Annotated in this window: 18 protein-coding genes and 1 pseudogene; 3 read left to right on the top strand and 16 right to left on the bottom strand. The window is 68.8% G+C overall.

Translation table 11 applies throughout. The features are described from left to right. Positions 1-47 precede the first annotated feature (47 nt). Both BST28_RS18080 and BST28_RS18075 read right to left on the bottom strand, forming a co-directional pair. Positions 48-992, bottom strand: coding sequence for an alpha/beta hydrolase (locus BST28_RS18080; RefSeq protein WP_065289061.1), 945 nt, complete (start codon positions 990-992; stop codon positions 48-50). Further along, positions 992-2,455 (bottom strand): aldehyde dehydrogenase, encoded by a 1,464-nt coding sequence (locus BST28_RS18075; RefSeq protein WP_065289060.1) that lies wholly within the window; start codon positions 2,453-2,455, stop codon positions 992-994. Before BST28_RS18075 ends, BST28_RS18080 begins: the two co-directional genes overlap by 1 nt. 91 nt (positions 2,456-2,546) lie before the next feature. Between BST28_RS18075 and BST28_RS18070 the strand changes: the two genes are divergently transcribed. Next, positions 2,547-3,524, top strand: a complete 978-nt coding sequence (locus tag BST28_RS18070) for an LLM class flavin-dependent oxidoreductase (RefSeq protein ID WP_019737773.1) — start codon at positions 2,547-2,549, stop codon at positions 3,522-3,524. Positions 3,525-3,558: 34 nt separating this feature from the next. Then, a complete protein-coding gene (locus BST28_RS18065) occupies positions 3,559-4,404 on the top strand; it encodes a class I SAM-dependent methyltransferase (RefSeq protein WP_065289059.1) in 846 nt (281 codons plus the stop codon). 15 nt (positions 4,405-4,419) lie between these two features. On the opposite strand, the gene BST28_RS18060 is transcribed toward BST28_RS18065, so the two are convergent. The 3 genes and pseudogenes from BST28_RS18060 to BST28_RS18050 form a co-directional block, all read right to left on the bottom strand. Then, positions 4,420-4,815, bottom strand: coding sequence for a PPOX class F420-dependent oxidoreductase (locus tag BST28_RS18060; protein WP_029249331.1), 396 nt, complete (start codon positions 4,813-4,815; stop codon positions 4,420-4,422). A 2-nt stretch (positions 4,816-4,817) separates the two neighbouring features. Continuing rightward, positions 4,818-5,504, bottom strand: a pseudogene (locus BST28_RS18055) (FAD-dependent oxidoreductase). A gap of 9 nt (positions 5,505-5,513) precedes the next feature. Next, positions 5,514-6,254, bottom strand: a complete 741-nt coding sequence (locus tag BST28_RS18050) for an acyltransferase (RefSeq protein ID WP_019737769.1) — start codon at positions 6,252-6,254, stop codon at positions 5,514-5,516. 135 nt (positions 6,255-6,389) lie between these two features. Here BST28_RS18050 and BST28_RS18045 point away from each other — a divergent pair, with 135 nt between their 5' ends. Beyond that, positions 6,390-7,643: an outer membrane protein assembly factor BamB gene (locus BST28_RS18045; RefSeq protein WP_205634631.1), complete on the top strand. Its 1,254-nt coding sequence runs from the start codon at positions 6,390-6,392 to the stop codon at positions 7,641-7,643. A gap of 66 nt (positions 7,644-7,709) precedes the next feature. Here BST28_RS18045 and BST28_RS18040 read toward each other — a convergent pair whose 3' ends face one another. The 11 genes from BST28_RS18040 to BST28_RS24880 form a co-directional block, all read right to left on the bottom strand. Further along, positions 7,710-8,411 carry an esterase gene (locus BST28_RS18040; RefSeq protein ID WP_065289057.1) on the bottom strand — a complete coding sequence of 234 codons (702 nt, stop codon included), beginning with the start codon at positions 8,409-8,411 and terminating at the stop codon, positions 7,710-7,712. Positions 8,412-8,488: 77 nt separating this feature from the next. Beyond that, positions 8,489-9,739, bottom strand: coding sequence for a THUMP-like domain-containing protein (locus tag BST28_RS18035; protein WP_413784799.1), 1,251 nt, complete (start codon positions 9,737-9,739; stop codon positions 8,489-8,491). Then, positions 9,697-10,665, bottom strand: a complete 969-nt coding sequence (locus tag BST28_RS18030; RefSeq protein WP_019737765.1) for a class I SAM-dependent methyltransferase — start codon at positions 10,663-10,665, stop codon at positions 9,697-9,699. The genes BST28_RS18035 and BST28_RS18030 overlap by 43 nt, the downstream gene beginning before the upstream one ends. 89 nt (positions 10,666-10,754) lie before the next feature. After that, positions 10,755-11,816 carry a phosphoglycerate mutase family protein gene (locus BST28_RS18025; RefSeq protein ID WP_043337192.1) on the bottom strand — a complete coding sequence of 354 codons (1,062 nt, stop codon included), beginning with the start codon at positions 11,814-11,816 and terminating at the stop codon, positions 10,755-10,757. A gap of 184 nt (positions 11,817-12,000) precedes the next feature. Then, positions 12,001-13,089, bottom strand: coding sequence for a histidine phosphatase family protein (locus BST28_RS18020; RefSeq protein ID WP_019737763.1), 1,089 nt, complete (start codon positions 13,087-13,089; stop codon positions 12,001-12,003). A 125-nt stretch (positions 13,090-13,214) separates the two neighbouring features. Beyond that, on the bottom strand, positions 13,215-14,225 hold the full coding sequence (locus BST28_RS18015) for a histidine phosphatase family protein (RefSeq protein ID WP_065289055.1): 1,011 nt from the start codon (positions 14,223-14,225) through the stop codon (positions 13,215-13,217). Positions 14,226-14,305: 80 nt separating this feature from the next. After that, positions 14,306-15,040: an enoyl-CoA hydratase gene (locus BST28_RS18010; protein ID WP_083082189.1), complete on the bottom strand. Its 735-nt coding sequence runs from the start codon at positions 15,038-15,040 to the stop codon at positions 14,306-14,308. After that, positions 15,037-15,852, bottom strand: a complete 816-nt coding sequence (locus BST28_RS18005; RefSeq protein ID WP_019738487.1) for an NUDIX hydrolase — start codon at positions 15,850-15,852, stop codon at positions 15,037-15,039. Before BST28_RS18005 ends, BST28_RS18010 begins: the two co-directional genes overlap by 4 nt. Next, entirely contained in the window at positions 15,849-16,703 is an 855-nt protein-coding gene (locus BST28_RS18000; RefSeq protein WP_019738488.1) for an ABC transporter ATP-binding protein, read from the bottom strand. Before BST28_RS18000 ends, BST28_RS18005 begins: the two co-directional genes overlap by 4 nt. Before the next feature lie 122 nt (positions 16,704-16,825). Continuing rightward, entirely contained in the window at positions 16,826-18,052 is a 1,227-nt protein-coding gene (gene serB, locus BST28_RS17995) for a phosphoserine phosphatase SerB (RefSeq protein ID WP_019738489.1), read from the bottom strand. Between the two features lie 58 nt (positions 18,053-18,110). Further along, positions 18,111-18,254 (bottom strand): hypothetical protein (locus tag BST28_RS24880; protein ID WP_165758100.1); only part of this gene is annotated, 144 nt, incomplete at its 5' end.

Raw genomic sequence — 18,254 nt, 5'->3', positions numbered from 1 at the left:
CGGGGCCGACGGTGATGAATCGGCCCTACCCGCGTTCTTCGATCCGACTATAGCGATGCCAGGTACCTTACTCGGTGCGTGATAACCCGTTGCGACACATCGGTGCCGGGAGCCAACAGGTCGAAGGCGTGCGGGCAGCCGGGGTACACGTGCAGCTCGACGGGGACGCCCGCGGCGATCAGCCGGTGGGCGTAGCCGACGTCTTCGGACGCGAAGATGTCCAGCCCGCCGACATCGAGGTAAGCCGGTGGCAGGCCGGCCAGGTCGTCGGCGCGAGCCGGTGCGGCGTAACGGTCCGCAACGCGCCCATCCAGCAGTGCTTCCCAACCGGTCGCGTTGTCGTCGTAGCTCCAGGTGAGCAGCGTGGCCGCGCCCGTCCCGGCACGGGTCCGGTCGTCGAGCATCGGATAGATCAGCAACTGAGCACAGATCGTCGGCCCGCCGCGGTCCCGGGCCAGCAGGCACACCCCGGCCGCCAGGCCCCCGCCGGCGCTGTCGCCCATCACCGCCACCCGGGACGCGTCGACGCCCAGCTCGCCGGCGTGACCGGCAAGCCAGCGCAGCGCCGCGTAGCAGTCCTCCAGCGGAGCCGGATGCGGGAACTCCGGGGCGACTCGATAGTCGACGACCAGCATCGGCACTCCCGAGGCGGCGACGTAGCCGCGCACCGCGGCATCGTAGAGCTCGCCGACACGCTCGAGATCCAGGATCATCCCACCGCCATGCAGATACAGCGCGGCACTGCCGGGCTGATCGGCTCCGGCCCGCCGGTACCAGCGCATCCGGATGGTGCTGCCGTCACGGTCAAGGGAGAACTCCTGGGTCTGCACGCCGGTGATCGGTGGCCGCGACGCCAGCGCCCGGCGGAACGTGTGGCCCGCGTTGGCGCGGCGGGCGGCGACGTCACCGACCGCCGGCGGCGGGGTATCCCCGGCACCGTCCCGCAGCGCCAGCAGCGCGGCCAACACCTGGGCGTCGGGCGGTCCGGCCATCAGCTCCCCCGAACCGCGGTCGCGATCACCTTGGTCTCCAGATACTCCTCGAATCCGGCCAGCCCCATCTCCCGGCCTATGCCGGACTGTTTGTAGCCGCCGAACGGCACGTCGGCGCAGTACCACGTGCCCCCGTTGACGTTGACGGTCCCGGCCCGCAACCGGGAGGCCACCAGGGCGGCGCGGTCCTCGGTGCCGAAGACGGTGGCCGACAGCCCATACGGCGAATCGTTGGCGATCCGCAGCGCGTCGGCGTCACCATCGTGCGCCAACACCACCAGCACCGGGCCGAAGATCTCCTCGCGGGCGACCCGGGCATCGTTGGTCAGCCCGGCGATCACCGTCGGCTCGAGGTAAAAGCCCCGCTCCAGGCCGGCCGGCCGCCCGCCACCGCAGGCAAACATTCCGCCCTCGGCGATCGCCAGGTCCAGATAGGACTGCACCCGGTCTCGTTGCTTCCCCGAGATCAGCGGTCCACACAGGGTTTTCGGGTCACTGGGGTCACCCACCGGGACCCGCGACATGGCAGCGGACACCGCATCGAGCGCCTCGCCGTAGCATTCGCGCGGCACCAGCAGCCGGGTGGTCAGCGCACAGCCCTGCCCGGCGTGCATCGCCACCGTCGATGCGGCGGCGGTGCACGCGGCGGTTAGGTCGGCATCGTCGAGGACCACGAACGCCGACTTGCCGCCGAGCTCCAGAAAGACCTTCTTGATGGTCTGGGCCGCCGCGGTCATCACCGAGCGGCCGGTCGCCGTCGAGCCGGTGAAGGAAACCACGTCGACGCGCGGGTCCTCGGCGAGCCTGGCACCGATACGGTGGTCGGATGCGGTGACGATATTGACTACGCCGGGCGGAAAGTCGGTCTTCTCGGCGATGATGCGGCCGACTTCGGCTGCGCACCAGGGGGTGTCGGGTGCCGGCTTGAGGACGACGGTGTTACCCGCGGCCAGCGCCGGCCCGAGCTTGGCGAAGGTGACCTGGTGGGGGAAGTTCCACGGCGTGATCGCTCCGACCACGCCGAACGGTTCCCGAACCATGGTGCGCGCGGTGCTGATCCCCATCGGGGCGGCCACCCCGAGATCCACCCGCCACGGATAGCGCTCCGCGGTGGCGGCCGGGAACTCCAGATCGTCGACCGGGGTCTGCAGCTGACCTCGGAAGGTCAGCGAGCGGGGTGCCCCGGCCTCGGCAATGGTGATCTCACGCAGCGTCTCGATCTCGTCGTTGAGCGCGTCGCGTAGCTGGCCCAGGCAGTGCACCCGTAATGCGGTGTCACGGCACCAACCCGAGGAGTCGAACGCGGACCTGGCGGCGGCGATGGCGCGGTCGAGGTCGGCGGCGTCGGCGTCGGCGGCCACTCCGAGGGGTTCTTCGGTGGCGGGGTTGATGGTGAGAAATACGCCCGCGCCACCGGCGGCCAGCGCGCCGTCGATCAACAGCTGCGTCGACGGCCCGGTCACCGTCCTAGGCTAACGGCGGGCACGCAGCGTAATCAATCGATTGATTATTTCGTACGCTACGGTGACGCCCAGGAGGTGACCGGTCAGCCCCATGCCATTACTGAGCGCCCTGCGCCTGAACATGACCAACGTCCCCGGCGCAGAGCACGCCGAGCGGTACCGGGCGGCGCTGCAGATGGCCTCTTACGCCGACGCCAACGGGGTGACCGCGATCGGTTGCGAAGAACACCATCTCGCGGCCACCGGCTGGCTGCCCGCGCCGCTGTTGTTGGCCGCCGCCGTCGCCGGATGCACCACCGATATCCGCATCAGCATCAATGCCCTGCTGGTGCCGCTCTATGATCCGGTGCGCCTCGCCGAGGACATCGCGGTACTCGATCACCTGTCCGCCGGACGGGTCAGCTTCGTGGCCGGAATCGGTTACCGCCCCGAGGAATACCACGCCGTCGGCAAGGACTTCCGGCGGCGGGGCCACTTGATGGACGAATGCCTCGGGGTGCTCCTCCGAGCCTGGGGTGACGAGCCGTTCGAGTATCATGGCAGGTTGGTCCAGGTCACCCCGAAGCCGTACACCAAGCCGCATCCGGTGTTCTTCGTCGGCGGGATGAGCACCGCGGCCGCCCGCCGGGCAGCCAGGTTCGGGTTGCCCTTCTCTCCGCCGATGCCCATGCCCGAGCTCGAAGCCGTGTATCGAGCCGAACTGGAACACCACGGCAGACAGGGTTTCGTGTTCAGCCCCGAGAACGGCAACACCGTGACGCATCTGACCACCGACCCGGAGGCGGCGTGGGTCCGCTGTGGTGACCATTTCCTGCACGAGGCAGTCGAATACAGTTCTTGGGCGGTTCCCCACGTGCCTCGCCCCAACGAGAGCCCGGCCGCCACGGTCGATGAGCTGCGCGCGTCCGCCAAGGTGGAGGTACTGACCCCCGACGAGCTGATCACCCAGTGCCGCGCCGGTCGGACCGGGGTGACCCTGCATCCGCTGATCGGCGGGCTGCCGCTCGACGAGGGTTGGGAGAGCCTGCGGCTACTGGTCGAACAGGTGCTGCCCGCGCTGAGGCCCTAGCTGGGCCGGCCCGGCCCACGGTTTCTCCGATAGCATGGGCGCGATGGACCGTCCATCCGAACCCAGAGTCGACGCCCGTGCGCTCAATGGAGTTTCGGAAACCGCCCTGATGACGCTGAGCGGACGGGCACATCAGGCCGCACACTCCGACGCCGTCATCGAGGACCCGGAGGCAATTCGGCTCGTCGAGTCCATCTCGTTCGACTTTGAGAAGTTCGGACGCCGCGGCCAGGAGATGGCGTTGCGGTCGCTGGCCGTTGATCGATGTGCGACGGCGTATCTCCATGCGCACCCTGACGCGACGGTCGTCGCGCTTGCCGAAGGCTTCCAAACCAGCTTCCGGCGCTTGAACAGGGCGATACCGGGTTCGCGTTTCCGTTGGGTGTCAGTGGATTTGGAACCCGTGATGCGGCTTCGCGAACAGTTGCTGCCGGCATCATCACGCATCACCAACCTCGCGCAGTCGGCGTTGGACTACAGTTGGATGGCGCAGGTCGACACCAGCGCCGGCGTCTTCATCACGGCCGAAGGTCTGCTGATGTATCTGCAGCCGAGCCAGGCGATGGACCTCATCGCGGCGTGCGCCGATCGTTTTCCCGGCGGTCAGATGTTCTTCGACCTCCCACCGACCCTGGTCAAACGACTGGCTCCGCGCGGAATGCGGTCATCTCGGCACTATCGCGTGCCCCCGATGCCGTTCAGCATGTCGGCGCGTCAGCTCGCCGGGCTGACACGGACGGTGCCGGGTATCACCGCGGTACGCGATGTGCCGATACCGGAGGGGCGTGGCCTGTTCTTCGGGACAGTGTTTCCGGCGTTATGGCAGTGGCGGCCCATGAAGAACTTCCGGGGCGCCTACACGCTGCTGGAATTCGGCTGATAACGCCAGGCGGGATCAGGTGCCCGCGGGTACGGCGGTGATCTCCAGGCCGACATGCACCTTCTCGATGCCACCGCGAACCAGCGAATGCGGGACGAACCACCAGGCATGCCACCAGTACCGCTTCACGACGGCGTCATAGACCCGCCGGGTCTCGGATTTGGGCAGCACCCGGGCCAGCGCCTCAACGGGGTCGCCTTTGGGTTTGCCCAGGACTCCACATTTCTGGATGGTGACCCGCGGAGTGTTGTTGATCCGCTTGGTTTTCCACGACCCGTCATCGGTGATGACCAACAACCGGTCCCCGACCGGCGCCCCCCATACCGGCGTCGGTTTGGGTTTGCCGTCCTTGGTGAATGTCGTCAGCAGCAGGTATTTCTGCCGGTACACGTCGGAGAATTCCGGTTTCACCATCACCCGATTCTCGCATTTTGCAGCGGATCGTTGGGGCCTACGCCGCGGTAGATACCGCGCCGGACGATCCAGGGATACAGCACCCGCTCGACCGACCACGCCGGGAATCGGAGCGCACGCCCCGACGGCGCGAACACCTCCAGCCCCTCGGGCTGCACACCCAGCACCGAGCCCCAGCGCCTTCGAGGTGGCCGGTAGGTGCGCAGCGGCCTGTTGGCGGCACTGCTGATCGCCGCGGCGCCGCCGCCCACGACGACGACCGATTGCGCACTCGCCAGCCGGTGGTGCGCGGCGGTCAGATCCGCGGCGATGTCATCGGCCGACTGCGTCGTGGGCCGGCGCTAGAAGCCGTTGCTGACTCCGGTCGCGTCGATCAGGGCGTCGTAGGGCTCGTCGCGGGTGGAGCCGTCGGCACACGCCACGGTCACTGCTCTGGTCTCGAGGTCAACGCCGGACACCGCGCCGTGCACGGTGCGCACCGTATCCAGGCGGGGCAACCGGTCGAACGGCAGCCAGTAGTCCCGCGCCCACTGGTGCGGGCGAGCCAGCCGCAGACCGAGCTCCTGGCCACTGACCAGGGCGGGTTTCACCGAGATGCCGACCACGTCGGCGTGCCTGGCCAGCCGGATCGCGGTGAGAACGCCGCCGTCGCCCAGCCCCGCTATGACGACCCGCGGTCGCGTCACCGGCACGACTCAGCCCCGGGCGGCCTTCTTCCGTTCGATGTCGGCCAACGCGGCGGCCAGCTCGGCTCGCTCGGCGGCGGTGGTCTCCCAGGCCAGCTTGCGGTTCTTGACCACCTTGGCCGGTGCGCCCACCGCGATCGAGTAGTCCGGGATGACACCCTTGACCACCGCGTGAGCGCCCAGCACACAGCCGCGGCCGATGCTGGTCTCACGCAGAATGGTGACCTTCGCCGCGATCCAGGTGTCCGGCCCGATCCGCACCGGGCTCTTCACGATGCCCTGGTCCTTGATGGGCACGTTGATGTCGTCCATCTTGTGGTCGAAGTCGCAGACGTAGCACCAGTCGGCCATCAGCACCGAGTCACCGAGTTCGATGTCGAGGTAGGTGTTGATGACGTTGTCCCGGCCGAGCACCACTTTGTCGCCGAAGCGCAATGATCCCTCGTGCGCCCGGATGGTGTTCTTGTCGCCGATGTGCACCCAGCGGCCGATCTCCATATATGACATCTCCGGGGTGGCCTGGATCTCCACGCCTTTACCCAGGAACACCATGCCGCGGGTGATGATGTGCGGGTTGGCCAGCTTGAACTTCAGCAGCCGCCAATACCGCACCAGATACCACGGGGTGTAGGCCTTGTTGGCCAGCACCCAGCGCAGCGAGGCCAGCGTGAGGAATTTGGCCTGACGCGGGTCGCGCAGACGCGAACCACGCCAGCGTTTGTGGATTGGTGCACCCCACATGGTCGTCATGGCCGGAAAGCCTACGCGAGCGGATTCGACGCACGCGCTACCCTCACCTGGACTCGTTCACTGGCCTGCCGATGATTGGGGATTGCCACTGTGGTGCGGCGACGTGGTGTCCTGGCGGCCATCGCGGTGACGGCGATGGCCTCGGCGATGGGCGGCTGCGCCAACACCGATTCGTGGGTGGACGCCGCCCCCGCACCGGGCTGGCCCGCCCAGTACGCCGACGCCGCCAACAGCAGCAATACCGCCGCCGCGGGCGCCACCGACCTGCAATTGGACTGGACCCGCTCGGTCAAGGGCGAATTGGGAGCCGGCCCGGCGATCGGCGTGCACGGCTGGCTGGTGCTCAACGGGCAGACCGAGGCCGGTTGTTCGCTGATGCAGTGGGAGAACGCCGACCACGGCAGGCAGCGCTGGTGCACCCGGTTGCATCAGGGCGGCGGGTTCTTCGGCCCGCTCATCGACGGCTTCGACAACGTCTATGTCGGCCAGCCCGGTGCGATGCTGTCGTTTCCGCCCACGCAGTGGATCCGCTGGCGCGCACCGGTGATCGGGATGCCCTCGACACCGCGGATCCTCGGCGACGGCCTGCTGCTGGTGGTGACCCACCTGGGCCAGACCCTGGTTTTCGATGCGCACCGCGGCACCGTCGTCGGCACCCCGCTGGACCTGGTCGACGGCATCGACCCCACCGACTTCCGCCGCGGCTTGGCCGACTGCGCCGCGGCCCGGCCGGACTGCCCGGTCGCCGCCGCACCCGCGTTCTCACCGGCGAGCAACACCGTGGTGGTGAGCCTGTGGCAGCCGGGCGCCAAGGAGCCCGGGCTCGTCGGCCTCAAGTACCACCCGGGCGGCACTCCCCTGCTCACCCAGGAGTGGACCAGCGACGCCGTCGCCGGCGGGGTGCTGGCCAGTCCGGTGCTGTCCGCCGACGGCTCGACGGTCTACGTCAACGGGCGCGACCAACGGTTGTGGGCGATCAACGCGGCCGACGGGAAGCCGAAATGGTCGGTTCCGCTGAAGTTTTTGGCCCAGACGCCGCCGGCGGTGACGCCTGGCGGGCTGATCGTCTCCGGCGGCGGGCCGGAGACCGGCCTGGTCGCGTTCGCCGACCGCGGTGACTACGCCGAGCAGGTGTGGCGCCGCGACGACACCACTCCGCTGTCGTCGTCGAGCCTGGCCGGAAAGGTCGGGTACACCGTCGTCGCCGGCACCAGCGTCGGCCCGGCCGGCTTGTCGCTGCTGGTCTTCGACCCGACCGACGGTCATACCGTCAACAGCTATCCGTTGCCCGAATCGCGCGGGTTTCCGCTGGGGGTGTCGGTCGGCCATGACCGGCGGGTGGTGGTCGCCACCAGCGCCGGGCAGGTCTTCAGCTTCGCCCCCGCCTAGCGCTGGTCTTTCCCGCGCCGCAACGCCTCAGAGCCGTTACGGCGACCCGCCGCGCTCGCGGTCGCCTCAGACGGCCAGTGGCGGCAGCGCGGTGCGCGGCACCCGCACCGAGGTGGCACCGGCGCTCATCGGCAGCAGCTCGCCGGGAGCGAAGTAGAAGATCACTTCCTCGTTGGTGATGGCGAAGTTCTGGTAGTGCGACGGGTCCATCCCCGAACCCGGCGAGATCAGGATCGCCGGCACACCGGTCTGACGCTCGAGGTCGCGCTGCACCACCGGAAAGATCACCTCCAGCGGCTTGCTGTTGGGCGTGAACAGCGTCTCGAAGGTGATCGGCTTGCGGGCCGCCAGATCGTAGTTGAAGGACTGGTACCAGGTGGACGGCTGGGGGCCGCCGAGATCCTGGAAGATCTTGAGCACGACGCTCTGAGTTCCCCTGGGCGGCTGACCCGAGCGGTGCTGCTCGGAGGTGGCGTCCATTTCGTAGGGCAGGTCGCGTGAGCCGGGCGACTTGGCGACGGTCAGGAACCCGTCACGGTTCTGCACCAGGTAGTCGGTCAGTGTCTGCTGATCGGGGTAGTCCACCGGGAACTTCATGTCCAGGGTGTAGCTGGAGTTCGAGGAGTGGACGTGACACAGTCCGCCGGCCTCGATTGTCCCGCCCAGTTCGGCACACGGCGCGGCCGCCGTCGCCGAGGGCAGGCCGGGAACACCCAGCCACCCGCCTACTGCCCCGCCCGCCAACAGGGCGGCCACCACTATGCGCATTGTCGGTTCGTCTCGCTTTGTCTCGACTTGCCGCAGCAAGCAGGAATGGCCCCGAAGCGCATAGCCTACCGGGCCGCTCAGCGGGACGGACGGCAGACGAACGCAATCGGCCGAGCCGCTGCCCCCGTCCCGATGCGGGTGATGACCACCGACAGCGCCTGCTGCCCGCGCAGTCGCAGCCGCCGGCGTAAGCCGTCGGGGTCGGCCTGCACCTCGCGCACGCCGCGAACCAGGATTTCCAGAGTGCCGCAGTCCAGCGCCGCCAGCGCCTGACGCAACCGCTTCTCGCTGTAGGCCAGCGTCTCGAGCACCTCGAATCCGCGTACCCCGTCCGGCAGTTCATCCCCGGACAGGTAGGCGATGTCGGGGTCGAGCTGCCAGAGCCCGTGCCGGGCAGCGTACTGGCGGACCAGCCCGGCCCGCACCACCGCGCCGTCCGGGTCGATGATCCACCGCCCGGCCGGTGCCACGTCGCAGTCGGCGGGTTCTGCGTCGGTGACCTGCTCGTCACGATCGAGGATCACAGCGCGGCGGCGCACGCCCGGCTCGGCCAGGCCGGGCGACCACAGGCAGGCCTCGCGTACCGAAGCCCGCCATGAGGTCACTTCGATCTCGCCCTGAAAGCCGAGCCGTCGAACGCTGTCGAAATCGATTCCAGGAGCGGTCTTTACCACGATGTCGCGCCCCTGGTAGATATCCAACAGCCGGTCGAGGGCGGGTTGGTAGTCGGCCGGGTCGAAGCGGCGCCGGCCGCCCCCGCGGCGTCCCGGGTCGGCCAGCACCACCGTGTCGCTGCTGACCGGGGTCAACGCGTCGGCTTGAACAAGACCGAGCACCGCCTCGCCCAGGTTGTGGTGTGCCATCGCCAGCCGCACCCGGTCCAGGTCGCTACCCAGCACCCGGTCGGTCTCCTCGGACAGCGCCGCCAATTCGGTTCCGACCGAGCAGGTCACGTCGTGCACGACGGCGTCCGGCACTGTCGACGCGATCCGCCGGGCCCGGTGGCGTGCCACCGGCGCGGCGCTGGCCTGCTGCAGCGCTTCGTCGGTGAACAGCCACTGCGAGGTGCCCGGCAGCTCGGCGAGTTTGGCCGGCGCGCGTCGGCGCAGCAGGACGGTCTCGGCCAGTGCCGGTGTCCGCTCACCGAAACGGCGCCGTATGGCGGCGATGTCGGCCAGGTGCGTGGTGTCACTCAACGCGAAGCCGGCGACCTCGGCCAGGGCCGCGGTGCCCGCCGGCGACGTCAGGTATCCGACATCGGCCGGGCAGAAGGGGTAACCGCTGGTCAGGAGGGCTTTACCCCGGTGACCATCAGGTTGTAGAACCAGCCCTTCGGGACCACGCGACGCCACACGTTGGCGTCCACCCAGCTCAGCGCCGTCCAGCTGCGGAATGCGAATCGCGCCCAACCCCACCCGAGCTTGCCCGGCGGCACGGTCGACTCGAAGGTCCGAACCGGCCAGCCCAGCATGGCGGCGGTGAACTCCTCGCTGGCGGTGCGCACCTCGACGGCACCGGCGTTGGCGGCCATCCGCTCGAGGTCGCGCGGCTCGAAGGTGTGCAGGTCCACGATCCATTCGAGCGCAGCGGCACGGGAGTTTTCGTCGAGCTCTTCCTGCGGCCGGCGCCAGGAGCCCATCCCGGGCAGCTTCATCGCGGCGACCGTGGTCTTCCAGGTCAGGTCGGCCAGCCGGCGCGCGTAGAAGTTGCCGACCGTGGTGGGCTCGCCGGCGAAGATGAACCGGCCACCGGGTTTTAGCACCCGGACCACCTCACGCAGCGACAGCTCCACATCGGGGATGTGGTGCAGCACCGCGTGGCCGACCACCAGGTCGAAGGTGTTGTCCTCGTACGGAATGCCCTCGGCATCGGCGACCCGGCCGTCGACGTCCAGGCCGAGGGCCTTGCCGTTACGGGTGGCGACCTTGACCATGCCCGGAGACAGGTCGGTGACCGATCCGCGCCGCGCCACGCCGGACTGCATCAGGTTGAGCAGGAAGAATCCGGTGCCACAACCCAGCTCCAGAGCCCGCTCATAGGGCATGCGGTCGCGATCCGCGGCGGGCACGATCGCATCGAAGCGGCCGCGGGCGTAGTCGATACAGCGTTCGTCGTAGGAGATCGACCATTTCTCGTCGTACTGCTCGGCCTCCCAGTCGTGATAGAGCACCTGAGCGAGCTTGCTGTCGTGCCGGGCGGCCTCTACCTGCTCGGCGGTCGCGTGCGGGTTCGGCGTCGGGTCCGTGCTCGTCATGGTGAGACAGCCTAAGCGGTGGCTGCACGCGCGGCGAAGCCGGGCGCAGCCAGGTCACCACCGGTATGCACGGGTGGCCCCGATCGGGCTCAGATCGCTCCCATCAAACCGTCGGCGAGTGAGTCGGCGGCAGCGGCGGCGCCGCCCCCGAACGCGCCGGTGATGGTGTCGATCACCGCCTGGGGGAAAGCTTCGAACGCGGAGACAACCTGGTTGAAGCCGGTTTCCAACGCGGCGGTGATGTCGGCCTGGTCGCCGCCCTGGATGGCCTCCCAGATGTGCCACAGCGCGATCTGCGGCGCGGTGATCAGGTCGCGGTAGTCGACGAACAATCCGGTGATCAGATCCGGGGTCGGCGACACCGCTATCCCGTCCCAGCTGACCAGCGTCCAGCCGTCGGTGGGGTTGCCCTCGAGTATGGCCTGGCCGGCGTTGGGGGGCGGACCGCCGTTTTCGAGCACCGTCTGCAGGATCGGCCAGATATCGGGGTTCTTGACGTTCATCAGGATCCAGATGGCGATGTCGCCGCCGCTGGAGGACGCCACGGCGGTCGTGGGGCCGTCACCGGCAATGGTGTTGTCGTACATGGTCTGTACGGCTTGGTTGACCTGATCCTCGAAGACCACCCCGTTGTAGTTGGTGCCGGGCTCGGCGACGAAGAGGTTGCCGAGGATCCACATGGCCATCGGGAAGAAGAAGGAGGCTTCGCTGATCAGGTCGCGAGGCTGTCCTTCGAAGATGCCGGCGGGAATCTCGTTGAGATCCGACAGCACCTGCACGTCCGGCATCCCGGGCAGTGCGGCCAGCGCGGCCATGGTTTCCTGGGTCCGGATGAGCTCCGAGGCGTAGATCCCGGCGATACCGTCGGGGAACGCCTGCTGAATATCCTGGGCGACCTGCGCGGACTGCTGTTCTCCCAGGTCGGTGAGGGGGGCACCGGGCGGCAGCGTGCCGAGAATGTTGTTGACGTCGTCGGTCGATTGCCCGTGCCGCACGAGATCGAGCGTGATGTCCTCGGCGGTGAGCTGAATGTCGAAGGCCTGCGCGCCGGCCGGCGGTGGCGCCGTTACCGGCGTGCCTGCGACAAATCCGGCGCTGACCAGCGCTATTCCGGTGGCAGCGGCCCACGGACGGGTGACAAGTCCATTCATGTCCATTCCTCCCCTAGCGGACATATTGTGACTGAATTCACACTACATACGTGTGGCCGAGCCGGGCAACACCAATCCTTCAGCGAATCTCTGTTCGGTGCTCAGGCGCCGTCGCGACGGGTGCAAACGTAACAGCCGGGCGCAGCGGTGTCACCGCCACGCCCGGCTGCACACCGGTTGCCGGTCAGCCCGCCCAAGCCGCCAGCACGTCGCCGGCCGCGTCGCCGGCACTGCTGCTGGCGGCATCGCCCATCGCCCCGGTGATGGTGTCGATCACCGCCTGCGGGAACGCGGCGAACGCGGCGAGCACGTCATTGAAGCCGGTCTGCAGCGCGGCGGTGATGTCGGCGGGGTCCCCGCCGCCGATCGCCTCCCAGATGTGCCAGCCGGCCATCTGGGGCGCGACCATCAGGTCGCGGACGTCGACGAACAACCCGGTCAGCAGACCCGGGTTCTCCGCCACCTCCGTTCCGTTCCAGCTGACCAGGGTCCAGCCGTCAGTGGGGTTGCCCTCGATCACGACCTGGCCGGTGTTGGGCAACAACCCCTGCATCAACGACTTGAAGTAGAGCTCGAAGTCGGGGTTCTTCACGTTCATCATCACCCAGGTGGAGATCGCCGCCGCGTGCGAGAACGCCACGCTGTTGAGGTTTCCGTCGGCGTCGACAGTGCCGCCGTTGGCATAGATCTGCTCGATGGCGTCGGAGAACCGGTCCTGGAACGCCATGCCGTTCGGGTCGATGGTGGAACCCAGCTGCGGCACCCAGTATTGGCCGAACATCCACGCCAATGGGCCGACCAGGTACAGCAGGGCGGTCGCCTGGCTGGACTGCGAGGTTCCCTCGAGGAAGCCGGCATTGAGTTCGTTGAGTCCGGCTAACACCGTCGGCGACGTGTCGGTCGCTCCCGCGGCCGCCAGCCAGTCCGCCGCGGTCTGCTGTGTCCGGATGAACTCCGACGCGTAGACGCCGTCGTAGAAGCTCGGGTCGGCGAGATGCAGCGGGTTGGTGGGGTCGGCGAGGTAGGCCGCCTGGGTACCGCCCTCGTCGGTGAGCGGCGCGCCCGGCGGCAGGGTCCCGATGACGCCCTCGACGTTGTCGACCGACTGGCCGTGCCGCACCAGGTCGAGCACCATGTCGGTGGCGGCCAGCTGGATGTTGGGCATGGCTACCAGCGCGGGCAGCGGGCCGCTCACCGGCGCCGAGGGTGTGGCGACGACGCCGGCAGCGACCAGGGCGACTCCGGCGGTGATCCACGGGCGGGTCTGGTTCATGACCTTCTCCTTCAACGAACTACAGATTCCGTTACGCTACGCCGCGTAGCGCAAATAGTTCGCTGAGGGTAATCTGATGTTTTCCCTATTGTCAATGGGTTGCCCGCCAATTCTGCGGGCGACCGCTAACCGCTCAACGCACCGGTGAGGGTGTCGATCACCGCCTGCGGGAAAGCGGTGAGGGCGGCCACGACCTGGTCGAATCCGGTCTGCAACGCGGCGGTGATGTCGGCCTGGTCGCCGCCCTGGAATGCCTCCAGGATGTGCCAGGCGGCGATCTGCGGAGCCGTCGCCAGATCCCGCCAGTCGACGAACAGTCCGGTGAGCAGGTCCGGGGTGGCCGACACCTCGTGGCCGTCCCAGCTGACCAGCGTCCAGCCGTCGGTCGGGTTGCCGTCGAGGACCACCTGAGCGGTGTTGCCCAGGGGGCTGAGCGTCTTGAGCGCTTCGGTGAGGACCAGCCCGAAGTCGGGATTCTTGACGTTCATCAGCGTCCAGACCGCGATCGTGCCGGCATGCGCGAACGCCACACTGGTCGTCGGGTTGTCCGGGTCGGCAACAGTGTTGCCGTAGATGGCCTCGATCGCCTCGCCGACGCGGTCGTTGAACACCACCCCGTTGGTATCGATCGCGGAGCCCAGTTGGGGAACCCAGTACTGGCCCATGATCCACATGAGGGGGGCGAGGATGTAGCCGACCTCGGTGAGGGTGTTGAGCGGTTGGCCCTCCAGCCAACCCGCGTCGAGTTCGTTGAGTCCGGACAAGATGGTGACGTCCGCCTGCAACAGATCGGCCAGCGGCTGGGCGGTGTCCTGGGCGCGGATCATTTCCGAGGCGTAGAGCCCGGCGATCCCGTCAGGGAACGCGTCGTGGATCGCCGGGGCGACGTCCGCAGCCTGCTGATGCCCGAGCTCGGTGAGCTCGGCGCCCGGGGGCATGGTGCCCAGGAAGCCTTCGGCGTTGTCCACCGACTCGCCGTGGCGCACCAGGTCGAGGGTGATGTCCTGGGCGGCAAGCAGGATGTCGACCGCTAGGGCGTCGGGCAGCGGCGCGGCAACCGGCGTGACCGCGACGGCTCCCGCCGCGACGAGCGCGACGGTGGCGGTGACCCACGGACGGGTGGCACGTCGTTGCATGTGGTCTCTCCCTCGGCCCGCACAGCGCGGCCAACGCCGCGTGACTGAACGTTAGCTGATAGGAGCGTGAAAATGCGCGATTATCGGGTGTTCTCGCCGAGTCCGGCAGCAAACACCTGCGCGTAGCGGCGGCGGTCGGCTGCGGCCCGCTCGGCGGGGGGCAGCGTGGCGACGGTGTCGATCGAGGCTTTGGCTGCCGCCAGCGCCTCCCCCGGAGCGTCGACGAAGCGCCGGGCCCAACTCATGGCCGCGTCGTAGACCCCGTCGGGGGCCACCATGTCGTCGATCAGCCCCAGTGCCAGCGCTTCCTCGGCGTCGAAGAACCGCCCGCTGTAAGCCAGCTCCTTGGCGCGGCTCGCGCCGATGGTGCGGGTCAGCCGGGCCAGCCCCGCACCGTCGGCAACGAGGCCGGCCAGAATCTCGGTGGCGCCGAATTTGACGTTGTCACCGCTGATCCGCCAATCCGCCGCCAACGCCAGCGCCAGGCCGCTGCCCAGCGCATAGCCGGTGACCGCGGCCACCGTCGGCTTGCGGATCGCCGCCACGGCCTCCACGGCGTCATGGCGGATGCGAGCGAACCCCTCGGCCTCGGCGGGTATGAGGGTGCGAAGTTCAGGCACGTCGTCACCGGCGCAGAAGATCTCGTGGCCGCCGAACAACACCACGGCGGCGACATCGTCGCGCGCCGACACCTCCGTGGCCGCCTCGGTGATCTCCCGGTAGACCTGCCGGGTCAGGGCGTTGGTCGGCGGACGTGACAGCACCAGGGTGGCCACCCCGGCCGATGACGAGTGGACCGCGACGAATTCGCTCATCCGGGCCACCGCGTCCCGCGCGCTTCGTTGTAACGCGTCGAATCGAAGAACTCGATCTCCCAGTTGTCGCCGTGCCGGGCCATCGTCGGCTGGGTCACCACGATCTGGCGTTCCAGCCCCAGCACCTCCGGCACGCTGCGGCCGACCAGCGAATCCAGCTGGGTCCAGGTCGGCGGCAGCAGGAAGCTGCGGCCGGTCGCGAAGTCTTCGATCGCGTCTTCGGGGGTGACCCAGCCGGCGTGGTCGGACTCGGTGTTCTCGCCGTCGGCGCGCTGCCCCACCGGTAGCGCGGCTGCGAAGAAATAGGTGTCGTAGCGGCGAGTGCGTTCGGCCTCGGGTGTCACCCAATTCGCCCACGGCCGCAACAGTTCGGCGTGCAGCACCAGGTTCTCGGTGCGCAGGAAGTCGGCGAACGACAATTCGCCAACCGCCAGGGCGCGGCGGGACTCGGCATACACCGACGCATCGGCGACGACGCGCTGCGGGTCGTCGGCGGGCCCGGCGAACAGCACGCCGGATTCCTCGAAGGTCTCCCGTACCGCCGCGCACACCAGCGCCGCGGCCAGGTCGATCTCGACGCCGAAGCGCTGGGCCCACCAGGCCGGATCGGGCCCGTGCCAGGCGACCTCGGCGCTGCGGTCGCGGTCGTCGACCCCGCCGCCGGGAAACACCATCACTCCGGCGGCGAACTCCATGGCGGCGTGACGGCGCATCAGGAACACATCCAGCGGCCCGCGCCCATTGTCCCCGTCGCGCACCAACATCACCGTCGCGGCGGGCCGGGTCGGCAGCGGCGGCTGTGCGGAGTTCATGCGCGCCTCCGATGGGCCGCCCGGCTGCGGGTCCGGCGGGCGAAGTAGCGCCCGTCGATGACGTCCAAGGAGATCGCCTGCCCGAACGCGGCGGACAGGTTCTCGGCGGTCAGCACGTCACTGAGCAGGCCGGCGGCGACGGTGCGGCCCTCGGCCAGCAGCAGGCAGTGGCTGAAGCCGAGGGGAATCTCCTCGACGTGGTGGGTCACCAACACGATCGCCGGCGCGTCCGGGTCGGCGGCCAGATCGGCCAGCCGGGCCACCAGTTCCTCACGACCGCCCAAATCGAGGCCGGCCGCCGGTTCGTCGAGCAGCAACAACTCGGGATCGGTCATCAGCGCGCGAGCGATCAGCACCCGCTTGCGCTCCCCTTCCGACAGGGTCCCGTAGGTGCGGTCAGCCAGGTGTTCGGCGCCCAGGCTTTCCAGCAGGTCCACGGCCCGGTCGTGGTCGACCGCCTCATAGCGTTCCCGCCACCGGCCCAGTACCGCGTAGCCGGCCGAGATGACCAAGTCCCGGACGGTCTCGTTGCCCGGAATCCGCTGCGCCAGCGCCGAGGAGCTCAATCCGACTCGGGCCCGCAGTTCGGTGGTGTCGACCCGGCCGAGCTGTTCGCCGAGCACCACGGCCACGCCCGAGGACGGGTGTTCGGTGGCGGCGGCGATCCGCAGCAGCGATGTCTTGCCCGCGCCGTTGGGGCCGATGATCACCCAGCGTTCGTCGAGTTCGACCGACCAGTCCAGCGGGCCCACCAAGGAGCGCCCGTCACGGCACAGCGAAACACCCTCGAAGTGAATCAGCAGATCTTGGTCGGCCGCTGCGAGGGGGCCGGGGCGTCCGGTGTCGGGCACGGCCCTATGGTGCCGTACCCTGACCCGGTGGCAACCGACCGGGTGCCGCTAGCCGGGTCGACCGCAGCGATCAAGGCACCCATCACCTGGGCGGATCCTTCTCAGACGGGTTGTGCGAGCGGTTAGTCCGGCGGGATCTCCACCCGGCGCAGCACCCCGTCGTGCGCGTCGGCCGCCTCGATCTCGGCGCGGGTGACACCCAGCAGGAACAGCACGGTGTCCAGATAGGGATAGCTCAACGACGCATCAGCGACCTCACGCAATGCCGGTTTGGCGTTGAAGGCCACACCCAGCCCGGCCGCGGCGAGCATGTCGATGTCGTTGGCGCCGTCCCCGACCGCGACGGTCTGCTCCAGCGGCACGCCGGCGCGGTTGGCGAACTCTCGTAGGGCATCGGCCTTGCCGGGCCGGTCCACCACCGGCCCGATCACCCGGCCGGTGAGCTTGCCGTCGACGATCTCCAACTCGTTGGCAGCGACGAAGTCCAGCTTCAGATCGTCGGCCAGCGGTGCGATCACCTGCCGGAAGCCGCCGGAGACCACCCCGCATTTGAAACCCAACCGGCGCAGGGTGCGCAACGTGGTGCGTGCCCCCGGGGTGAGCTCGATCTGCTCGGCTACCTCTTCGATGACATCGGCGGGAAGGCCGGCCAACGTGGCAACCCGGTGATGCAGCGACTCGGCGAAGTCGAGTTCGCCGCGCATGGCGGCCTCGGTGATCGCCGCGACCGCGTCCCCGGCGCCGGCGCGCGCGGCCAGCATCTCGATGACCTCGCCCTGGATCAGGGTCGAGTCGACGTCGAAGACGATCAACCGCTTGGTCCGTCGCGACAGGCTGGCATCTTGGAATGCCACGTCGACCCGCTGCTGCGCGGCGACCTGGCTCAGCGCGGACTGCAACCGGCCCGCCGCGCCGGCCGGCACCGACACTCGCAGCTCCAACCCGGTCACCGGGTAATCCGAGACGCCCCGGATCATGTCGATATTGGCGTCGATCTCCGCGATCTCAGTGGCCAGGGCCCCGAGCGCAGCGGCGGTCACCGGCCGTCCCAGAACCACGATCCGGTGCGTGGACGGCGCGGCGATGATCGGAGCGTCGTCACTGCGCTCGATCGTGACGTCCAGGCCCACGCCGTGGATGGCCGCGGTGACCTCAGCGGCCAACGCCGTTCCGTCTGCCACCTCCGGTACCGCAGACACCAGCACGCCCAGGGTCAGCCGACCGCGGACCACCACCTGCTCGACGTTGAGCAGCTCGACCTGATACCGCGACAGCACCTCGAAGAGCGCCGAGGTAACGCCCGGCTGATCGACGCCGGTGACGGTGATCAACACCGGCACCTTGGCCATGCTCACCCGCGGCGGCCGCCCGATCGGACCCGGCGCCGCCTCACCCCCAGTGGGCACATCAAACTGGTTCGGGCTCGTACAGCTCGTCGCCGGGATGACGTCCGACGTGCGCCTCGGCACGCAGCCGATCGATCATGTGCGGGTAGTGCAGCTCGAAAGCCGGGCGCTCCGAACGGATCCGGGGCAGCTCGGTGAAGTTGTG

Origin of the sequence: Mycolicibacter kumamotonensis, assembly GCF_002086285.1 — a bacterium.
GTDB lineage: Bacteria > Actinomycetota > Actinomycetes > Mycobacteriales > Mycobacteriaceae > Mycobacterium > Mycobacterium kumamotonense.
This window is presented reverse-complemented; position numbering and strand designations above follow the sequence as displayed.